Here is an 18,156-nt window from a genome sequence, read left to right on the forward strand (position 1 = left end):
TGCTATTCGGCGAGCCGGGTGTCCTGGTGGTCGGGGTGGATCCACTCCGGTTTGCGGAACTTGAGGAAGGCGAAGGGCGCGAGGACGCCGATGAGCAGGAGGCCGCCGCCGACGATCAGCAGATAGCGCCAGAGGGGTCCGCTGCCGAACTGGTCGGGCGGCACGAAGCCGATGCCGAGGGCGAGGAGCGAGGCGACGAAGCCGGTGCCCGCCACCAGCTTCACGGCGGGCACGACGAAGCCGCGCTCGACCTGCGGCCGGGTCACGCGCAGCCGCACCACGGCCACGAACATCAGCAGATACGCGATGAGATAGATCTGGATCGTGATGACGGAGAACATCCAGTACGCGCTGGAGACGTCGCTGCTGAACGCGTAGAGGATCCCGATCAGGGTGGTGAGCACGCCCTGCGCGACCATGATGTTCTGCGGGGCGCCGTGCTTGTTGAACCGCTGGAGGAAGGGCGGCAGATAGCCCTCCTGGCGGGCGATGAGCAGCAGCCCCTTGGCCGGTCCGCCGAGCCAGGTGAGCATGCCGCCGAGCGCGGCGCAGACCAGCATGATGCCGACGACCTTCGTCATCCAGCCGATGCCGAAGTGCCCGAAGAAGGCGTCGAACGCCTGCATGAGGCCCGCGGTGAGGCTGAGCTGCTTGGACGGCATGACCCAGCTGATGGCCAGGGCCGGAAGGATGAAGATCAGCAGGACCAGACCGGTGGCGAGGAACATCGCGCGCGGATACTCGGCGCGGGGCTTGCGCAGGGACGTCACGTGGACGCCGTTCATCTCCATGCCCGCGTAGGAGAGGAAGTTGTTGACGATCAGGACGAGGCTGGACAGGCCCGTCCACGGCGGCAGCCAGTGATCGGCGGTCATGGGCGCGGCCGAGGCGTTGCCCTGCCCCAGGAAGACGAGGCCGAGGACGACGAGCAGGACGCCGGGGATCAGGGTGCCGATGATGAGGCCGAACGAGGAGAGCCCGGCGATCGCCTTGGTCCCGCGCGAGCTGATCCACACGCCGGTCCAGTAGACGACGATGATGACGCAGGCGACGTACGGGCCGTTCTCGGCGAGGCTCGGGTGGATGACGTACGCGAAGGTCGAGGCGACGTACGCGAGCAGGCTCGGGTAGTACGCGATGGTCAGCGCGAACTGGCACCACACGGCGACGAAGCCGAGCGGCTTGCCGAGCGCCTCGCTGACCCAGCGGTAGATGCCGCCGGACCAGCCGGAGGCGAGCTCGGCGCCGACGAGGGCGGTGGGCAGCAGGAAGACGATCGCGGGCAGCAGATAGAGGAAGACCGCGGCGAGCCCGTAGATGGCCATCGAGGGCGAGGGGCGCAGGCTCGCCACGGAGGCGGTGGTCATCAGGGCGAGGGTGACCCATGAGATGAACTGCCGCTGGGTGCCGGTGTCCCCGGCGAGCTCGTCGGCGCCACCGCCCGCCGTGGCCGCTCCCGCCATCGCCTCTCCCGCCATCTCCTCTCCCCCCATGGCCGCTCTTCCCGCTTCGCCCGCATTGTCCGCAGTCGTCATGCGCCCATGATCATGGGAGTGCCGGGGGCCCGCACGTCGCGGGATACCGGGCGGGGGTAGGGTGCGGTCCATGGCGACGACCACGAAGAGGCGGACGGGGGCGCGGCAGCTGCTGCTGCTCGCCGCGCTGCTCTTCGGGATCGTGACGATGCATACGCTGGGGCATCCGACGGGGCACGGGTCCGGCTCCGGGGGTTCCGAAGCCCCCGCCATGACGCACGCGCAGGGCATGGCTGGGGAGAACGTGGCCGGGCAGGCCATGACCGGGCAGGGCATGACCGGCCAGGCCATGACCGGCCAGGCCATGACCGGGCAGGCCATGACCGCTCGCGAAGAGCTGCCGCCGCACGCGACGAGCGGCGCGAAAGCGAAGCCCCGCGCCGAAGCGAAACCTCGCGTCGAAACGAAGCCCCTCGCCGAAGCGGTGCCCCGCACCGTGGCCAACCCCGTCCCTGCCCAGCACGACGGCATGGACCCGCTCTCCGTCTGTCTCGCCGTCCTCGGCGGCCTCACCCTCGTCCTGCTGCTCGCGGCGGCGGTGTCCCGGCCGTGGAGCGGAGCGGGGCTCGTGCGCCCGCGCGGCTGGCTCCCCGCCGCGCTGCGGCCCCGCCCTCCACCGCCCCGCATACTCCTCGCCCACCTGTCGGTGCTGCGCATCTAGGCCGCGTACCGGCTGCTCCGTGCTGCCCAGAACCGGGCCGGAGCAGCGTACGTGTCCCTTCATACGCACCATCGAGACGAGGTGTACTCAGACATGCGCACTCCCACTCCGCGCACGCACACTCCTTCGCGCCGCACGCTGCTCGGCGCTTCGATCGCCGTCGCCGGCACGGGACTTCTGTCGGCCTGTTCCGGCTCCGGCTCCAGCTCCGGGCACGGCGGCCACGGCGGCACCGACGCCGCACCCGAGGGCTATGTCTCCCCCTCCGGCAAGGAGGTCGCCGCGGCCGAGAAGAAGCGCGGCAAGGGCCCGGTCCGCGAGGTCAAGCTCATGGCCATGGCGGGCAAGGTGGAGCTCGGCGACGGCGCGGCGGTCCGGACCTGGGCGTACGACGGGCGCCTTCCCGGCAAGGAGGTCCGGGTGACCGCGGGCGACACCCTCGCCCTCACCCTCGCCAACCACCTGCCCCAGTCCACGTCCCTGCACTGGCACGGCCTCGCGCTCCGCAACGACATGGACGGCGTGCCCGGCGTCACGCAGAAGGACATCAAGCCCGGCGCGGACTTCACGTACCGCTTCACGGCGGCCCACCCCGGCACGTACTGGTTCCACCCGCACTCGGGCGTGCAGCAGGACCGCGGCCTGTACGCGCCGCTGATCGTGGAGGACCCGAAGGAGCCCCTGAAGTACGACAAGGAGTGGGTCGTCGTCCTGGACGACTGGGTCGACGGGGTGCAGGGCTCGACCCCGGACGCGGTCCTCGCGGAGCTCCGCAAGGGCATGGGCGGCCACGACATGGGCGGCGGCTCAGGCGACTCCGGCGACTCCGGCGACATGGGAGGCATGGACCACGGCGGCGGTAGCGGCCACGACATGTCCAACATGTCGATGACGACGGAGAGTTCGCCGAAGCCGTCGGCCTCGGCCTCCGGCCCCTCCCGCATGATGATGGGCGCCAAGAGCGAGCTGCTCGGCGGCGACGCGGGCGACGTGAAGTACCCGCACTACCTCATCAACGGCCGTACGCCCGGGGCCCCTTCGTCCTTCGAGGCCCGCCCCGGCGACCGCATCCGGATCCGCTTCATCAACGCGGGCGGCGACACCGCCTTCCGGGTCGCACTCGGCGGCCACGAGATGACGGTGACGCACACGGACGGCTACCCGGTACGGCACGCCAGGACGGACGCGCTGCTGCTCGGCATGGGCGAGCGCTACGACGTCCTGGTGACCGCGGGCGACGGCGTCTTCCCGCTGACCGCGCTCGCCGAGGGCAAGAAGGCGTCGGCGCTCGCGCTGCTGCGGACGGGGGGCGGCGCGGCGCCGACCGCCAAGACCCGCCCCAAGGAGCTGACGGGCCGCCTCCTGACCGCCGACAAGCTGAAGGCCGACGCGTCCGTGGCCCTGAAGTCCCGCAAGCCCGACCGCACGGTGAGGCTCCAGCTGACGGGCGGCATGGCCAAGTACGACTGGGCCTTCGACAAGAAGCCCTACTCCCCCTCGCAGCGCCACCCGGTCCGCGCGGGCGAACGCGTCCGCCTGGTCTTCGCCAACTCCACGTCGATGTGGCACCCGGTCCATCTGCACGGCCACACCTTCGCCCTGGCGGGCGTCGCGGGCGGCCCCCGCAAGGACACCGCGATCGTGCTGCCGAACGGCACCCTGACGGTCGACTTCGACGCGGACAACCCGGGCCTGTGGATGGTGCACTGCCACAACGTGTACCACTCCGAGTCGGGGATGATGACGGTCCTGGGGTACCGGGCCTGACCTGCCGCCCCCGGGTTCGGCGGTTGCGGGCGGGGTGCCCGTAACCGTCGGCCCGAGAGCGGCTCCTTTTCCCAAGAAAGCTGGACAATAGGGGCAGAACACTCCCCCTCTCGAAGGGGGGCGCGCATGACCACGCCCCGCGGCTCCCCGCCACCTCCACCCCAGTGGGGTCCGCCGCCGCAGCCCCCGCCGGGCCCGGAGCTCAACGGCCTCGGCACCGCTTCGCTGGTCCTCGGCATCATCGGCGTGCTCTGCGGCCTGACCCCCCTGCTGTTCTGGGCGGCGGGCGTCCTGGCCGTGCTCGCGCTGGTCTTCGGCTGCGTGGGCATCCGACGAGCGAACAGGGGGCAGGCCACCAACAGGAAGACGGCGATCTGGGGTACGTCCCTCGGCGCGGTTGCCGCCGTCCTCGCGGTCGTCGGCCTCGTCATCACGGTCACGGTCGTCAACGACACGGTGGACAAACTGAACGGGACGGGCGGCAAGAAGGAGTCGTCCACCGCGCCCATCGAGCCTCCCGGGCGTCGGCCCCAGGACTCCGACGGGCTCGGCTTCGGCGACACCTTCGCCTACGACGACGGCGTGAAGGTCACCGTCGCCAGGCCCACCGCATACCGCCCGAGCGAGTTCGCGCTCGGCCACAGCACGGGCGACAAGCCCATCGAGGTAAAGATCACGATCGTCAACGGGTCGGACAAGGCCGTTGATCTCAACCTGTCCACGGTGACCTTCAAGGACGCCGACGGCGCAGAGGCCGACAAGATCTTCGACGGCGACGTGCCGAGAGAGTTCGCCGGCACCCTTGCACCTGGCAAGCAGGCCGTCGCGACGTATGCCGTCTCGCTCCCCGCGGACGCCGCCTCCGCCCTGGAGGTCGAGGTCGAGCCCGGCTTCCTCGACTACGAGGACGCCGGCTGGACCGGCACGGTCAAGTAGCACTACCCGCTCCCGCAGGACATCGCGTCGCTCTGACGATTAAACTGGGCCGCGTGCCTCAACTACGTCTCGCACTGAACCAGATCGACTCCACCGTCGGCGATCTCGCCGGGAACGCCGAGGCGATCCTCCACTGGACCCGGCACTCCGCCGAGCAGGGGGCGCACCTCGTGGCGTTCCCCGAGATGGCGCTGACCGGGTACCCCGTGGAGGACCTCGCGCTGCGGTCCTCCTTCGTGCGGGCCTCGCGGGACGCGCTGCGCGCGCTGGCCGTGCGGCTGCGGGACGAGGGGCTGGGGGAACTGCCCGTCGTCGTCGGCTATCTCGACCGGTGCGAGGAGGCCAAGCCCAAGTACGGGCAGCCCGCGGGGGCGCCGCGCAACGCGGGCGCCGTGCTGCACCGGGGCGAGGCCGTCCTCACGTACTCCAAGCACCACCTGCCGAACTACGGCGTCTTCGACGAGTTCCGGTACTTCGTGCCGGGCGAGACCCTGCCCGTCGTCCGGGTGCACGGCGTCGATGTCGCGCTCGCCATCTGCGAGGACCTCTGGCAGGACGGCGGGCGCGTGCCGGCGGCCCGGTCGGCGGGGGCGGGGCTGCTGCTGTCCATCAACGCCTCGCCGTACGAGCAGCACAAGGACGACCAGCGGCTCGACCTGGTGCGCAAGCGGGCGCAGGAGGCGGGCTGCACCACCGCCTATCTCGCCATGATCGGCGGGCAGGACGAGCTCGTCTTCGACGGGGACTCGATCGTCGTCGACAAGGACGGTGAAGTCATCGCGCGCGCACCGCAGTTCGCGGAGGGGTGCGTGGTGCTCGACCTGGAGCTGCCCGCCGCCGCCCCCGAAGTCCCCTCCGGAGTCGTCGACGACGGGCTGCGCATCGAGCACGTCACCGTCTCCGCGGAGCCCCTCGCCCCCTACGCGCCCGAGCTCACCGGCGGGTACGCCGAGCGGCTCGACGACGACGAAGAGGTGTACTCGGCCCTTGTGGTCGGGCTGCGCGCGTACGTCGCCAAGAACGGGTTCCGGTCCGTGCTCATCGGGCTCTCCGGCGGCATCGACTCCGCACTCACCGCCGCCATCGCCTGCGACGCCCTGGGCGCGCAGAACGTGTACGGGGTCGCCATGCCGTCCCGGTATTCGTCGGACCACTCGATCAGTGACGCGGAGGAGCTGGCGCGGCGCACCGGCCTCAACCTCCGCACGGTGTCCATCGCCCCGATGTTCGACGCCTACATGGGCTCGCTGGGCCTGACCGGGCTCGCGGAGGAGAACCTGCAGTCGCGGCTGCGCGGCACGATGCTGATGGCGCTCTCCAACCAGGAGGGTCACATCGTGCTCGCGCCGGGCAACAAGTCCGAGCTGGCGGTGGGGTATTCGACCCTGTACGGCGACTCGGTGGGCGCGTACGGGCCTATCAAGGACGTGTACAAGAGCTCCATCTTCCGGCTCGCCAAGTGGCGCAACCGGTCCGCCGCCGAGCAGGGCCACACCCCGCCGATCCCGGAGAACTCCATCTCCAAGCCGCCGAGCGCGGAGCTCCGCCCCGACCAGGTCGACACGGACTCGCTGCCGGACTATCCCGTGCTCGACGGGATGCTGGAGCTGTATGTGGACCGGGACCAGGGCGCGGAGGCGGTCGTCGCCGCCGGGTACGACCGGGAGCTGGTGACCAGGACCCTGCGGATGGTGGACGCCGCCGAGTACAAGCGGCGCCAGTACCCGCCGGGCACGAAGATCTCCCCGAAGGGCTTCGGCAAGGACCGGCGCCTGCCCATCACCAACCAGTGGCGCGAGGGCCCTCCTTGCGCCTAAACCGGCGCCGCTCTCGCGGAGGTGGTTTCTCGCCGTCGGGGTTCCTCAATTGATGGTTGCGGTGCTCGTGGGGGTGTCCTGGGAAGGACGCTGGGATGCCACCAGGCGCCCCTTGCCGAGGTCCACGCCCCGCCGCCGGTCCACCCCGTACGCCACCCCCGCCACCGCCACGCCGAGCACCGCGAGCCCCGCGCCCGCGACCGCCGGGGAGACCACGCCGAAGCCCGCCGCGAGGGCGAGGCCGCCGATCCAGGCGCCGCCCGCGTTGGCGAGGTTGAAGGCGGCCTGGTTCGCGGAGGAGGCGAGGGAGGGGGCCGCCGACGCCTTCTCCATGACCATGAGCTGGAGCGGGGAGCCGGTGGTGAACGCGGCCGTGCCGAGCAGGACCACCGCGAGGGCGGCCGTGGCCTCCGTACGCATGAGGAGCGGGAAGAGCGCGAGCACGGCGGCGAGCGCGGTGAGGCCGCCGAAGAGGGTGCCGCGCAGGGAGTGGTCGGCGAGGCGGCCGCCGAGGAGGTTGCCCGCGGTCGCGCCGACGCCGAAGAGGGCGAGGAGCAGCGTGACCGTGCCCTCCGCGTAGCCTGCCGCGTCCGTGAGCATGGGCGTGATGTAGCTGTAGGCGGCGAAGAGCGCGCCGAATCCCGCGACCGTCGTGCCGAGGGCCAGCCACACCGGCACGCTGCCGAGCGCCCGCAGCTCCCCGCGCAGGCCGACGGCCTCGTCGTGGCCGTGGTCGGCGGGGACGAGCAGCGCGAGCGAGGCGATCGCGGCGAGGCCGATGGCGCTGACCGCGAGGAACGTGGCGCGCCAGCCGAGCTGCTGCCCCATGGCGGTGGCCACCGGGACGCCCACGATGTTGGCGACGGTCAGGCCGAGGAACATCAGGGAGACCGAGCGGGCCTTGCGCTCCGGCGCGACGAGCCCGGTGGCGACGACGGCGCCGACGCCGAAGAACGCGCCGTGCGGCAGTCCGCTGAGGAAGCGCGCCGCCATCAGCAGGTGGTAGTCGGGGGCGGCGGCCGAGAGCGCGTTGCCGACGACGAAGAGCACCATCAGGCCGATGAGCACGCGCCGCCGCGGCAGCTTCGCGGTGACGGCGGCGAGCAGCGGGGCGCCGATGACCACGCCGAGGGCGTACGCGGACACCAGGTGTCCGGCGGTGGGCAGGGATATGTGCAGGTCGTCCGCGACGTTGGGCAGCAGGCCCATCATCACGAACTCGGTGGTGCCGATACCGAAAGCGCCCACGGCGAGGGCGAGCAGGGCCAGGGGCATGAGGGAGGGCTTTCCACGGGTGGGGCAGGAGGGGCAGCCCTCAAGGGTACGTCTCAGAGTTTGACGCGCGCCGCGATCGGCAGGTGGTCGCTGCCCGTCTCGGGCAGGGTCCAGGACGAGACCGGCTCGACGCCCTTGACCATGATCTGGTCGATGCGGGCCATCGGGAACGACGCGGGCCAGCTGAAGCCGAAGCCGCTGCCCGCCGCGCCCTGGGTGGAGCGCATCTGCGCGGTGACCGCGTTCAGAGCGCGGTCGTTCATCGTGCCGTTCAGGTCGCCGAGCAGGACGACCTTGCCGGTCGTGTCGTGCGAGATGGCCTTGCCGAGGGCGTCGGCGCTGTTGTCGCGCTGGGTGGCGGTGAAGCCCGCGTCGAGCTTGACCCGCACCGACGGCAGGTGCGCCACGAAGACGGCGACCTCGCCCTTGGGCGTCTCGACCGTGGAGCGCATGGCGCGGACCCAGCCGAGCTTGATGTCGACGGGCTCCGTGCCGGTCAGCGGGTACTTGCTCCACAGGCCGACGGTGCCCTGCACGGAGTGGTACTTGTACGTGTCCTTGAGCGCCTTCTCGTACGTGGGGACGGCCGAGGCGGTGAGCTCCTCCAGGGCCACCACGTCGGCGCCGGACTTGGCGACGTCGCGGGCGGTGCCGGTCGGGTCGGGGTTGTCCGCGTTCACGTTGTGCGTGGCGACGGTGAGGTCGCCGCCGGTGCCCTGCTTGTCGGTGAGCAGGCCGCCGAAGGCGTTCAGCCAGACGATCACCGGGAGCAGCAGCGCGATCAGGGCGGTCGCGGACCTGCGGACCACGCCGATGACGAGGAGCACCGGGATGAAGACGCCGAGCCAGGGCAGGAAGGTCTCGGTGAGGCTGCCGAGGTTGCCGATGTCGTTCGGGATCTGCGCGTGGAACAGCATCACCAGGGCGAGCAGGACCGCGACGGCGGCGGTGGCGATGCCGCGCCGCCAGACGCCGGGGTCGTTGCGCAGGGTGTCCAGCAGGCGCCGGAGCCGACGGCGCCAGGACTGCGGGCCCTCGGGCCCCGAGCCGCCGTTGCCCGTCTCCGTCACATACGCCTGCGCCATAACTGCCGTCGCCTCACTTGCCTGCCGTGCCCGCCGTCTCTCCGCCCTGGAAACCCTAGGCGATGATCCGGCGTCGAACTGCGCCGTCCGTGACGGCCGTACGGGCACGAGGACGAATGAGGCGGCGGCCGGGGTTCCGGCCGGCGGCGGCGCAAGCGTTCTCTGTGACGAAACGCGCACAAACGTCCGGGCCGAACTTCCTGGTGGGAGCCCGGGTCAGGGCCGGTCGGCGGGCTTCGGTCCGAGCCCGTCGAGGACGCAGTCCACCATGCGCTCGGCGAGCCCTGCGTCGAGGGGCGCGTCGTGCCGCATGACCGTGCGCAGGAGCATCGGCCCGGTGAAGAGGTCCGCCGCCATCTCGACGTCGACGTCGGCCCGCAGCTCCCCGTTCGCGGCGCCGCGGCGCAGCACCTCGTGCATGAGGCGGCGGCGCGGGCCGATGACCGTGGTGTGGTAGGCGTCCCACAGCTTGGGCAGGCTCTTCATCTGCGCGAAGACGTTGTGCAGCAGCGCCGACGAGCGCAGGCTGAGGCCGCGTCGGCGCTGCCACTCCAGGAGGCTGACCACGTCGTCGCGCATGGAGGTGCCGGGCAGCTGGGGGTCGGGGTCCTCGAAGCCGCGCAGGACGTCGACGAAGAGGGCCTCCTTGCCGGGCCAGCGCCGGTAGATGGTGGCCTTGCCGACGCCGGCGGTGCGGGCGATCCGCTCGATGGACAGGTCGGTGAGGGGCACCCCGTCCTCCAGGAGCTTCATCACGCCCTCGAGGATGGCCCGCTCGACCGCCTCGCTGCGGGGTCTGCCCCGGGCGCCCGTCCGCACCGTGTCCGTCACGTCAACTCCCGCTTTCTCGCCTGCCCCCGCCACACCGACGATTGTCCCTGGTCAAGGCCCCGGCCCGGACCGCCCGCAGCGGTCCGCCTCAGCTGTCCGCGCCCACCTTCTCCGGCGTGCCCGTCTGCTCGGCGGGTGCCGCGGGGGGCTTGCCCGGCAGGAACAGGGCCGTCACGACGGCGCTGACCAGGGCGACGCCCGCGCCCCACAGGGCGGTGACGTGCATGGCGTGCAGGAACGAGTCGTTGGCCGGGCCGATCAGCGCCTGGCCCTTGGGGCCGAGCTTTTCGGCGACGCCGAGCGTGGCCTCGATGGACGCCCCCGCGGTGTCGCGAAGACCGGGCGGCAGCAGCCCGAGCTTGTCCTCGATGCCGCTGCGGTACGCGGTGGAGAGCACCGAGCCGAGCACGGCGATGCCGAGGGCGCCGCCGACCTGGCGGAAGGTGTTGCTGAGCGCGGACGCCGAACCGGCCTTCTCGCGCGGCAGGGCCTGCATGATCACGACGCTGGTGGGCGTCATGACGTGCGCCATGCCGGTGCCCATCAGGAAGAAGATGACTTCCAGGATCCAGATGGGGGTGTCCGCGTCGAGGAGGGTGAACGCGGCGAGCATGCCCGCGAGCAGCACGAGCCCGCCCGTGGTGGTCGCGCGGACGCCGATCCGGTCGACGACGAGCCGGGCGCGCGGCGCGAAGATCAGCTGGGCGGCGGCGAGCGGCAGCATCAGGGCGCCGGTCTCCAGCGGCGAGTACCCGCGCACGCTCTGGGTGTAGAAGACGGAGAAGAAGGTCACGCCCATCAGCGCGAAGAAGACGAGCGCGATGGCGCCGATCGCGGCCGAGAAGACCTTGTTCTTGAAGTAGTCGATGTCGATCGACGGGTGGTCGCTGCGCTTCTCGTAGACGACGAAGGCGATGAGGACGGCCAGGCCCGCGGCGATGGTGGCGAGCACCTGGGCGCTGGTGAAGTCGCCCTCGTCGCCGCCCTTGATGATCCCGTACACGAGCAGGACGAGGCCGACGACGGACAGGACGACGCCGACGAGGTCGATCCGGCCCGGCTTCGGGTCCTTGGAGTCGGGCACGAGCGCGATCATCAGCACGACGGCGATGATCACGATCGGCACGTTGACCAGGAAGACCGAGCCCCACCAGAAGTGGTCGAGCAGCAGGCCGCCGGTGATGGGGCCGATGGCGATGGCGAGGCCGACGCCGCCCGCCCAGATGCCGATGGCCTTGGGCTGCTCCTCGCGCTCGAAGACGTTCATGAGCACGGCGAGGGTGGCGGGCATCACGAAGGCGGCGCCGAGGCCCATCACGGCGCGGAACGCGATGAGCTGGACCGGCGAGCCGGACTCGGCGGCGAGCGCGGAGCCGATGCCGAAGACGACGAGGCCGCCGATGAGGACCTTCTTGCGGCCGAGCCGGTCACCGAGGAGCCCCGCGGTGAAGAGCAGGCCCGCGAAGACCAGCGTGTAGGAGTTGATGGCCCATTCCAACTCGCCCTGGGTGGCGCCGAGTCCGGTGGGTGCGGGGGTCGAGATGGTCTTGATGGCGACGTTCAGGATCGAGTTGTCGAGCACCACGATGAGCAGGCTCAGCATCAGGACGCCGAGGATCGCCCAGCGGCGGCGGTGCACCGCCTCCGGTATGCGAGGAGGCGTGGGCAGGGCGGGAGTTGTCATGCGTCCCACCCTAAGGTCATTTCGATACGAGACCGTCTCGTATTGGAAAAGACTTTACCGAACGACTGTGCGTGGGCCCCTCTAGCCCCGCGCTGCCCCTCGGTGCGACGATGGACGTGATCCGGGGACGCCGTCAGGGCGCCTCGAGACGACAGAAGGAGCCGTTGCGATGACGCAGCTTTCGGCTGCCCAGAAGCCGGGCCAGAGCTCTGCGCCGACACCCGACAGCAGCAAGGCGCTGTACGGAGGCAAGAGCAACCGCCGCATCACCGTCCGCGACCTCACCGCCGCCAAGGAGCGCGGCGAGAAGTGGCCCATGCTCACCGCGTACGACGCGATGACCGCGTCCGTCTTCGACGAGTCCGGCATCCCCGTGATGCTCGTCGGCGACTCGATGGGCAACTGCCACCTCGGCTACGACACCACCGTGCCCGTCACGCTCGACGAGATGACGCTGCTCGCCGCCGCCGTCGTACGGGGCACCAGGCGGGCCCTGATCGTCGGCGACCTCACCTTCGGTTCCTACCAGGAAGGGCCCGTGCAGGCGCTGCGCTCGGCGACCCGGCTGGTGAAGGAGGCCGGGGTCGGCGCGGTCAAGCTGGAGGGCGGCGAGCGCTCCCACGAGCAGATCAAGCTGATCGTGGACGCCGGGATCCCCGTCATGGGGCACATCGGCCTGACCCCGCAGTCGGTCAACACCATGGGCTACCGCGTGCAGGGCCGCGGCGAGGAGGCCGCCCAGCAGCTGCTCCGGGACGCCAAGGCGGTGCAGGACGCGGGCGCGTTCGCGGTGGTCCTGGAACTCGTACCGGAAGAGCTGGCCGCCGAGGTCACGCGCATCCTGCACATCCCCACCGTCGGCATCGGCGCGGGCGTCGAGTGCGACGCGCAGGTCCTGGTGTGGACGGACATGATGGGCCTCACCCCGGGCAGGATGCCGCGCTTCGTGAAGCAGTACGCGGATCTGCGCGGCGTCATGGGCGACGCGGCGCGGGCATTCGCGGAGGACGTGGTCGGCGGGGCCTTCCCGGCGGCCGAGCACGCCGTCCACTAGCCCGCCGCCGCCCCTGCGAGCAGCACCTCAGGAGCCACTGCGGCACCACGACAGCCCGCCGATCACCCCCTGTCGGCGGGCTGTCGGTCGCTTGTCGGTGGATTGTCGGTGGCGGCTGCTCTCATATGAGGCATGACGCGAATCGACACCAACACCAGCAGCGGCGAGCACGCCGTGGAAGTACGCGGGCTGGTCAAGCACTACGGGGAGACGAAGGCCCTGGACGGCGTGGACCTCGACGTCCGCGAAGGCACCGTCCTCGGCGTGCTCGGCCCCAACGGCGCGGGCAAGACGACGCTCGTGCGGGTCCTGTCCACCCTCATCCAGCCCGACGCGGGCAGCGCCTTCGTGGCCGGCTACGACGTGGTCCGCCAGCCCCGGCAGCTGCGCCGCCAGATAGGTCTCACCGGCCAGTACGCCTCGGTCGACGAGAAGATCTCCGGCTTCGAGAACCTGTACATGATCGGCCGCCTGCTCGACCTGTCGCGCGCCGACTCCAAGCGCCGCGCGGGCGAGCTGCTCGAGCGGTTCTCGCTCACCGAGGCCGCCAAGCGCCCGGCGGGGACGTACTCCGGCGGCATGCGCCGCCGCCTCGACCTCGCGGCGTCCATGATCGGCCAGCCCGCCGTCCTCTACCTGGACGAGCCCACCACGGGCCTCGACCCCCGCACCCGCAACGAGGTGTGGGACGAGGTCAAGCGCATGGTCGGCGAGGGCGTCACCGTGCTGCTCACCACCCAGTACATGGAGGAGGCCGAGCAGCTGGCCTCCGAGCTCACGGTCATCGACCGCGGCCGCATCATCGCCAACGGCGGCATCGACGAGCTCAAGGCCAAGGTCGGCGGCCGCACCCTGCGCATCCGCCCCTCGGACCCGCTGCAGCTGCGCTCCCTCGCCCAGGACCTGGACGATTCGGGCCTGACCGGACTCGCCACCACCACGGTCGACGCCGGGGCGGGCACCGTCCTCGTGCCGGTGCAGAGCGACGAGCAGCTCACCGCGATCATCGGCGCCCTCGCCGCCCGCGGCTACGGCCTCGCCGACGTCAGCACCGAACTGCCCAGCCTGGACGAGGTGTTCCTCTCCATCACCGGCCAGAAGGCCAGCGCTCCGCAGGACGCGGCGCCCGTTCTCGAGGAGGTCGCCGTATGAGCACCGCCACCCTGCAGAAGACCCCGCAGACCCCCACCCCGGCCCCCGCCCTGCGCAAGGGCGAGGCCGACGGCCGCATCGGGCTGCGCGGCAACCTCCGCCACACCGGCGCCCTGGTCCGCCGCAACCTGCTGTGGATCAAGAACGACCCGGAGTCGATGTTCGACGCCGTCCTGATGCCGGTCGTCTTCACCCTGCTGTTCGTGTACGTCTTCGGCGGCTCCATCGGCCAGTCCCTCGGCGGCGGCCAGGACGCCTACGTCCAGTACGTGATACCGGGCATGCTCGCGATGATGAGCATGAACATCGCCCAGGGCGTCGGCACCGGCTTCAACGAGGACTTCCACAAGGGCATCATGGACCGCTTCCGGTCCCTGCCCATCGGGCGCGCCTCCGTGCTGGTCGCCAAGATCTCGGTCGAGCTCCTGCGCATGCTCATCGCCACCACGATCCTGATGATCGTCGCGACGCTCGTCGGCTTCGACATCAACGGCCACTGGGCCGGTCTGCTCGGCGCGGTCGGACTGTCCGTGCTGTTCGGCTCGGCCGTCATGTGGATCTTCCTGGTCCTCGGTGTGACCATGAAGAACGCCCAGTCCGTGCAGGCGATGGGCTTCCTGGTGATGATGCCGCTGCAGTTCGGTTCGTCGATCTTCGCCCCGACCCAGTCGATGCCGGGCTGGCTGGAGAGCTTCACGAAATACAACCCCATGTCGGGTCTCGCGGACGCGGCCCGCGGTCTGATGACGGGCGGCCCGATCGCCCACGGCCTCTGGGTCACCCTGGCCTGGACGGTCGGCCTGACGGTGGTCATGGCCCCGATCGCGATCCACAAGTTCCGCACCAAGAGCTGACGTTCACAGGGACGCACGGCTCGCGTGCGGCCAACGGGGGTGCGTCCCGTCGGTTCGCGCCGGACGTCAGACGAGGGCGGCGGCCTCTTCGAGAGAGAGGTCGCCGCCCTCGGCGTACGCCGACTCATAGCGCGCATCGCCGAGCGCGGCGCGGGCGAAGCGGTCGGCCTCGGCGTGGATCACCCGCTCCATCGAGTTTTGGACATGGCCGGGCGGGGCGTGGCGGTGGGCGGCGCCGACGAGCCGGGCCGCGTCCTCGGCGCGACGGCCACCGTCGAGCGCGGAGAGCGCCCAGGCCGCGATGAGCAGGGTCAGGGCGCGCATGTGCGGCGCGATCACCATCGACACCGGGTCGGCCACGAGATCCAGGGTCCGGCGCGCCTTGTCGAGCCCTTCCTCCCACCGCTCCTCGGTCAAGTCCAGGCAGGCGTACGCGCTCAGCAGGAAGCCCTCGAAGAGCGGGAAGCGCATCACCTTGAACTCGTCGGCCAGCATGTCGAGTTGCTCCCGCGCCTCGGCGGTGCGCCCGGTGATGCCGAGCCACTTGGCGAGATAGAGGCGGGCCGCGGGCCACGCCTCGTTGGCGGGGCGCCGGCCGCCGTCCAGGACGTCCCGGAGGATCTCCTCGCCCTGTGCGCCCTCGCCGGACTCGATGAGCACCTCCGCGCGCCGCGCCTGGAGCAGCGAGATCTGCGACTGCGCCCCGACCACCTCGGCACGCGCGATGGCCTCCTCGAAGTCCCGCGCCGCCAGGGCGTATTCACCGATCCGCTCGCGCGCCTCGCCGCGCACGGCGATCGTCTCGGCCTCGCCGAACACGTCGCCGAGCTCCCGGACGATCCGCAGCGCCTCCTCGGCGTCGCCGAGCGCGTCGCCCGCCCAGTCGCTGCGGTTGGCGAGGATGTTCGCCCGCATCTGCAGGGACATGGCGAGCTCCCAGGTGTAGCCGTGCTCGCGGCAGGCCGCCACCGTCGCGTCGATGAGGCCGCGCACGTCCGCGGCCTCGCCGGTCAGCATCACCGCGTAGAACCAGAGGTTGCCCGGGGCCCAGCAGGTCTGCGGCATGCCGGGCTGGTAGGCGTCCCGGATGCGGCGCAGCTTCGCCTCCCCCTCCTCCGTCTCCCACTGGTCCAACTCCATGTCGATGGTGGCGAGTTGGACGAGGTGCACACCGCGCCGCGCCTCCTGGAGGAGCTCGCCCGACCAGGGCAGCGGGCGGTCCGTGCACCGCTCGTACAGCGGTGCGGCGGGGACGAGGGGCGCCGCGAAGGGGTCGGGGCCGAGGTCCTTGACCAGCTTCGACCAGTGCCGGGCCTCGGTGCGCAGATCGCGGACCTGCCAGAACCAGGCGAGCGAGAGCACCAGGCAGAGCCCCTCCTGCTCCGCCCCGGCGGCGACGGCGTGCCGCAGCGCGGTGCGCAGGTTCTCGTACTCGGTCTGGAGCCGTTCGATGGCGGCGAGCTGGCCGCGGCCGCGCAGCTCGGGGTCGGTGGTGCGGGCCAGCTCGTGGAAGTACGCGAGGTGGGCGCGCTCGGCGAGGCGCCGTTCGGCCGCGTCGCCGAGCCGCCCGGCCGCGTACTCCCCGACGGTCTCCAGGAGCCGGTAGCGCATCTCCCCGTCCGCCGAGGCCGAAGGGGCCGCGACGACAAGGGACTTGTCGACGAGGGAGCCGAGCACGTCGGCCACGTCCAGGACGTCGGGCGCCTTCCCCCCGTACGCCCCGCCGCACACCGCCTCGGCGGCCGCCAGGTCGCAGCCGCCGGAGAAGACCGAGAGGCGGCGCAGCACGGCGCGCTCCGGCTCGTCGAGGAGGTCCCAGGACCAGTCGACGACGGCGCGCAGGGTCTGCTGGCGGGGCAGGACCGTACGGGCTCCGCTGGTCAGGAGGCGGAAGCGGTTGTCGAGACGGTCGGCGATCTGGCGGGGCGTGAGCATCCGCAGGCGGGCCGCGGCCAGCTCGATGGCGAGCGGCAGGCCGTCCAGGCGGCGGCAGATCTCGGCGGCCGCCTCCGGGTCGGCGGTGACCGAGAAGCCGGGGCGCGCCGCCGCGCCGCGCTCGGCGAAGAGGCGCAGCGCGACCGGCGTGGGCAGCGGCTCCACGGGGCGGAGCAACTCCCCCGGTACGCCCAGAGGTTCACGGCTGGTGGCGAGGATCGTGAGCCCCGGACACCGCTCCAGGAGCCGCTCGGCGAGCCGGGCCGCGGTGTCCACGACGTGCTCGCAGTTGTCGAGGATCAGCACCATGCGGCGCGGGACGCAGTACTCGGTGAGCCGGACGAGCGGATCGTCGCCGCCGCGCTCGGCGACCGCGCGCAGCTCGTCGGCGCCCGCGCCCCGCAACAGGGACTCCCGGGCGCCGAGCGCGGTGAGCACGGCCTCGGGCACCGCGTCCGGGTCGGCCGCCGGGTCGACGGGTGCCAGCTCGGCCAGCCACACCCCGTCCGGCGCGGCGTCCCCGAGGGTCTCGGCGGCCTCCTGCGAGAGCCGGGTCTTGCCGGCGCCGCCGGGCCCGAGCAGCGTGACGAGCCGGGCCCGCCCGAGGTCGCCGCGGATGACGTCGATGTCGGACTCGCGGCCGACGAAGGAGGTGAGGCGGGCGCGGAGGTTGCCTCGGCGGGGGGTGGGAGCGGGGGCGGGAGCGGCGGGTTCGGGGGCGACCGGAGGCGGGGGCGCAGGGGCGGCCGGAGCTGGGGCCGGGGCCCGAGTCGGAGTCGGACTCGGAGCCGGACTCGGAGCCGGGTTGAGCAACTCGCGCTGGAGGGCGCGGAGTTCGGGGCCCGGGTCGGTGCCGAGGCGGTCCGCGAGGAGCCGACGCACCTCCTCGTACGCGGCCAGGGCCTCGGCGGGGCGGCCCGCGTCGCGCAGGGCCCGCAGCCGCAGCGCCTGGAGCGGCTCGTCGAGGGGGTGGGTGTCGCAGAGCGCGGTGAGCTCGGGCAGCGCCTGCTCGGCGTCCCCCAGGGCGAGCGCCGCCGTGAGCCGCAGCCTGCGCGCGTCCAGGCGCAGGGCCTCCCACCGGGCCGCGTCCGCCGTCCGGTCCGGCAGATCGGCGAGGGCGGGCCCGGCCCACAGCTCCAGGGCGGCGTCGAGGGCGTCGGCGGCCTTGGCCGGGTCGCCGTCGGCGAGGGCGCGGCCGCCCTCCCCGGTGAGCCGCTCGAAGCGGAAGACGTCCACGTCGTCCCGGTCCGCGCAGAGCCGGTAGCCGCCGCCCTCGGCGGAGGCGACGGCGTCCGCGCCGACGGCCCGGCGCAGCCGTCCGACCAGCGCCTGCAGCGCGCCCGTCGCGTCGGCGGGCGGCTCGTCGCCCCACACCTCGTCGACGAGCACGGACGCCGGTACGGGGCGCCCGGCGCGCAGCGCGAGCACCGTCAGCAGGGCACGCAGCCGCGCCCCGCCGACCGGGACGGAGCTGCCGTCGGGGCGGAGTGCCTGCGTGGTGCCGAGAACGCGATATCGCACGGTGCCATTGTCCCTGGTGGGCTCGGTCGGGTGAGAGTCGGAGAGGGGT

At 72.0% G+C, this 18,156-nt stretch carries 13 protein-coding genes; 7 read left to right on the plus strand and 6 right to left on the minus strand.

Annotated features, from left to right (window positions below):
* Positions 1-2: 2 nt before the first annotated feature.
* Positions 3-1,535 carry an APC family permease gene (locus ACFWYM_RS17870; protein WP_384837281.1) on the minus strand — a complete coding sequence of 511 codons (1,533 nt, stop codon included), beginning with the start codon at positions 1,533-1,535 and terminating at the stop codon, positions 3-5.
* A 70-nt stretch (positions 1,536-1,605) separates the two neighbouring features.
* Between ACFWYM_RS17870 and ACFWYM_RS17875 the strand changes: the two genes are divergently transcribed.
* The 4 genes from ACFWYM_RS17875 to ACFWYM_RS17890 all read left to right on the plus strand — a co-directional run bounded on the left by ACFWYM_RS17875 (position 1,606) and on the right by ACFWYM_RS17890 (position 6,716).
* Entirely contained in the window at positions 1,606-2,196 is a 591-nt protein-coding gene (locus ACFWYM_RS17875; RefSeq protein WP_384837284.1) for a hypothetical protein, read from the plus strand.
* A gap of 93 nt (positions 2,197-2,289) precedes the next feature.
* Positions 2,290-3,963, plus strand: coding sequence for a multicopper oxidase family protein (locus tag ACFWYM_RS17880; protein WP_384837287.1), 1,674 nt, complete (start codon positions 2,290-2,292; stop codon positions 3,961-3,963).
* A 126-nt stretch (positions 3,964-4,089) separates the two neighbouring features.
* Positions 4,090-4,899, plus strand: a complete 810-nt coding sequence (locus ACFWYM_RS17885; RefSeq protein ID WP_384837290.1) for a DUF4190 domain-containing protein — start codon at positions 4,090-4,092, stop codon at positions 4,897-4,899.
* A 53-nt stretch (positions 4,900-4,952) separates the two neighbouring features.
* A complete protein-coding gene (locus tag ACFWYM_RS17890) occupies positions 4,953-6,716 on the plus strand; it encodes an NAD+ synthase (protein WP_384837293.1) in 1,764 nt (587 codons plus the stop codon).
* A gap of 45 nt (positions 6,717-6,761) precedes the next feature.
* Here ACFWYM_RS17890 and ACFWYM_RS17895 read toward each other — a convergent pair whose 3' ends face one another.
* The 4 genes from ACFWYM_RS17895 to ACFWYM_RS17910 form a co-directional block, all read right to left on the minus strand.
* Positions 6,762-7,991, minus strand: a complete 1,230-nt coding sequence (locus ACFWYM_RS17895; RefSeq protein WP_384837296.1) for an MFS transporter — start codon at positions 7,989-7,991, stop codon at positions 6,762-6,764.
* A 53-nt stretch (positions 7,992-8,044) separates the two neighbouring features.
* Positions 8,045-9,076: an endonuclease/exonuclease/phosphatase family protein gene (locus ACFWYM_RS17900; RefSeq protein WP_384837299.1), complete on the minus strand. Its 1,032-nt coding sequence runs from the start codon at positions 9,074-9,076 to the stop codon at positions 8,045-8,047.
* A 216-nt stretch (positions 9,077-9,292) separates the two neighbouring features.
* Positions 9,293-9,907, minus strand: coding sequence for a TetR/AcrR family transcriptional regulator (locus tag ACFWYM_RS17905; protein ID WP_384837302.1), 615 nt, complete (start codon positions 9,905-9,907; stop codon positions 9,293-9,295).
* An 88-nt stretch (positions 9,908-9,995) separates the two neighbouring features.
* Complete coding sequence (locus ACFWYM_RS17910) at positions 9,996-11,591, minus strand: MFS transporter (RefSeq protein ID WP_384837305.1); 1,596 nt, start codon at positions 11,589-11,591, stop codon at positions 9,996-9,998.
* 169 nt (positions 11,592-11,760) lie between these two features.
* Between ACFWYM_RS17910 and panB the strand changes: the two genes are divergently transcribed.
* The 3 genes from panB (at position 11,761) to ACFWYM_RS17925 (ending at position 14,651) form a co-directional block, all read left to right on the plus strand.
* Positions 11,761-12,645, plus strand: a complete 885-nt coding sequence (panB, locus tag ACFWYM_RS17915; RefSeq protein ID WP_384837308.1) for a 3-methyl-2-oxobutanoate hydroxymethyltransferase — start codon at positions 11,761-11,763, stop codon at positions 12,643-12,645.
* Between the two features lie 132 nt (positions 12,646-12,777).
* Positions 12,778-13,797, plus strand: coding sequence for an ATP-binding cassette domain-containing protein (locus tag ACFWYM_RS17920; RefSeq protein ID WP_384837311.1), 1,020 nt, complete (start codon positions 12,778-12,780; stop codon positions 13,795-13,797).
* Complete coding sequence (locus ACFWYM_RS17925; protein WP_384837314.1) at positions 13,794-14,651, plus strand: ABC transporter permease; 858 nt, start codon at positions 13,794-13,796, stop codon at positions 14,649-14,651. Before ACFWYM_RS17920 ends, ACFWYM_RS17925 begins: the two co-directional genes overlap by 4 nt.
* 66 nt (positions 14,652-14,717) lie before the next feature.
* Here ACFWYM_RS17925 and ACFWYM_RS17930 read toward each other — a convergent pair whose 3' ends face one another.
* Complete coding sequence (locus tag ACFWYM_RS17930; protein ID WP_384837317.1) at positions 14,718-18,107, minus strand: BTAD domain-containing putative transcriptional regulator; 3,390 nt, start codon at positions 18,105-18,107, stop codon at positions 14,718-14,720.
* Between the last annotated feature and the right edge of the window lie 49 nt (positions 18,108-18,156).

The sequence above is a fragment of the Streptomyces sp. NPDC059009 genome (genome assembly GCF_042740175.1).
Lineage (GTDB): Bacteria > Actinomycetota > Actinomycetes > Streptomycetales > Streptomycetaceae > Streptomyces.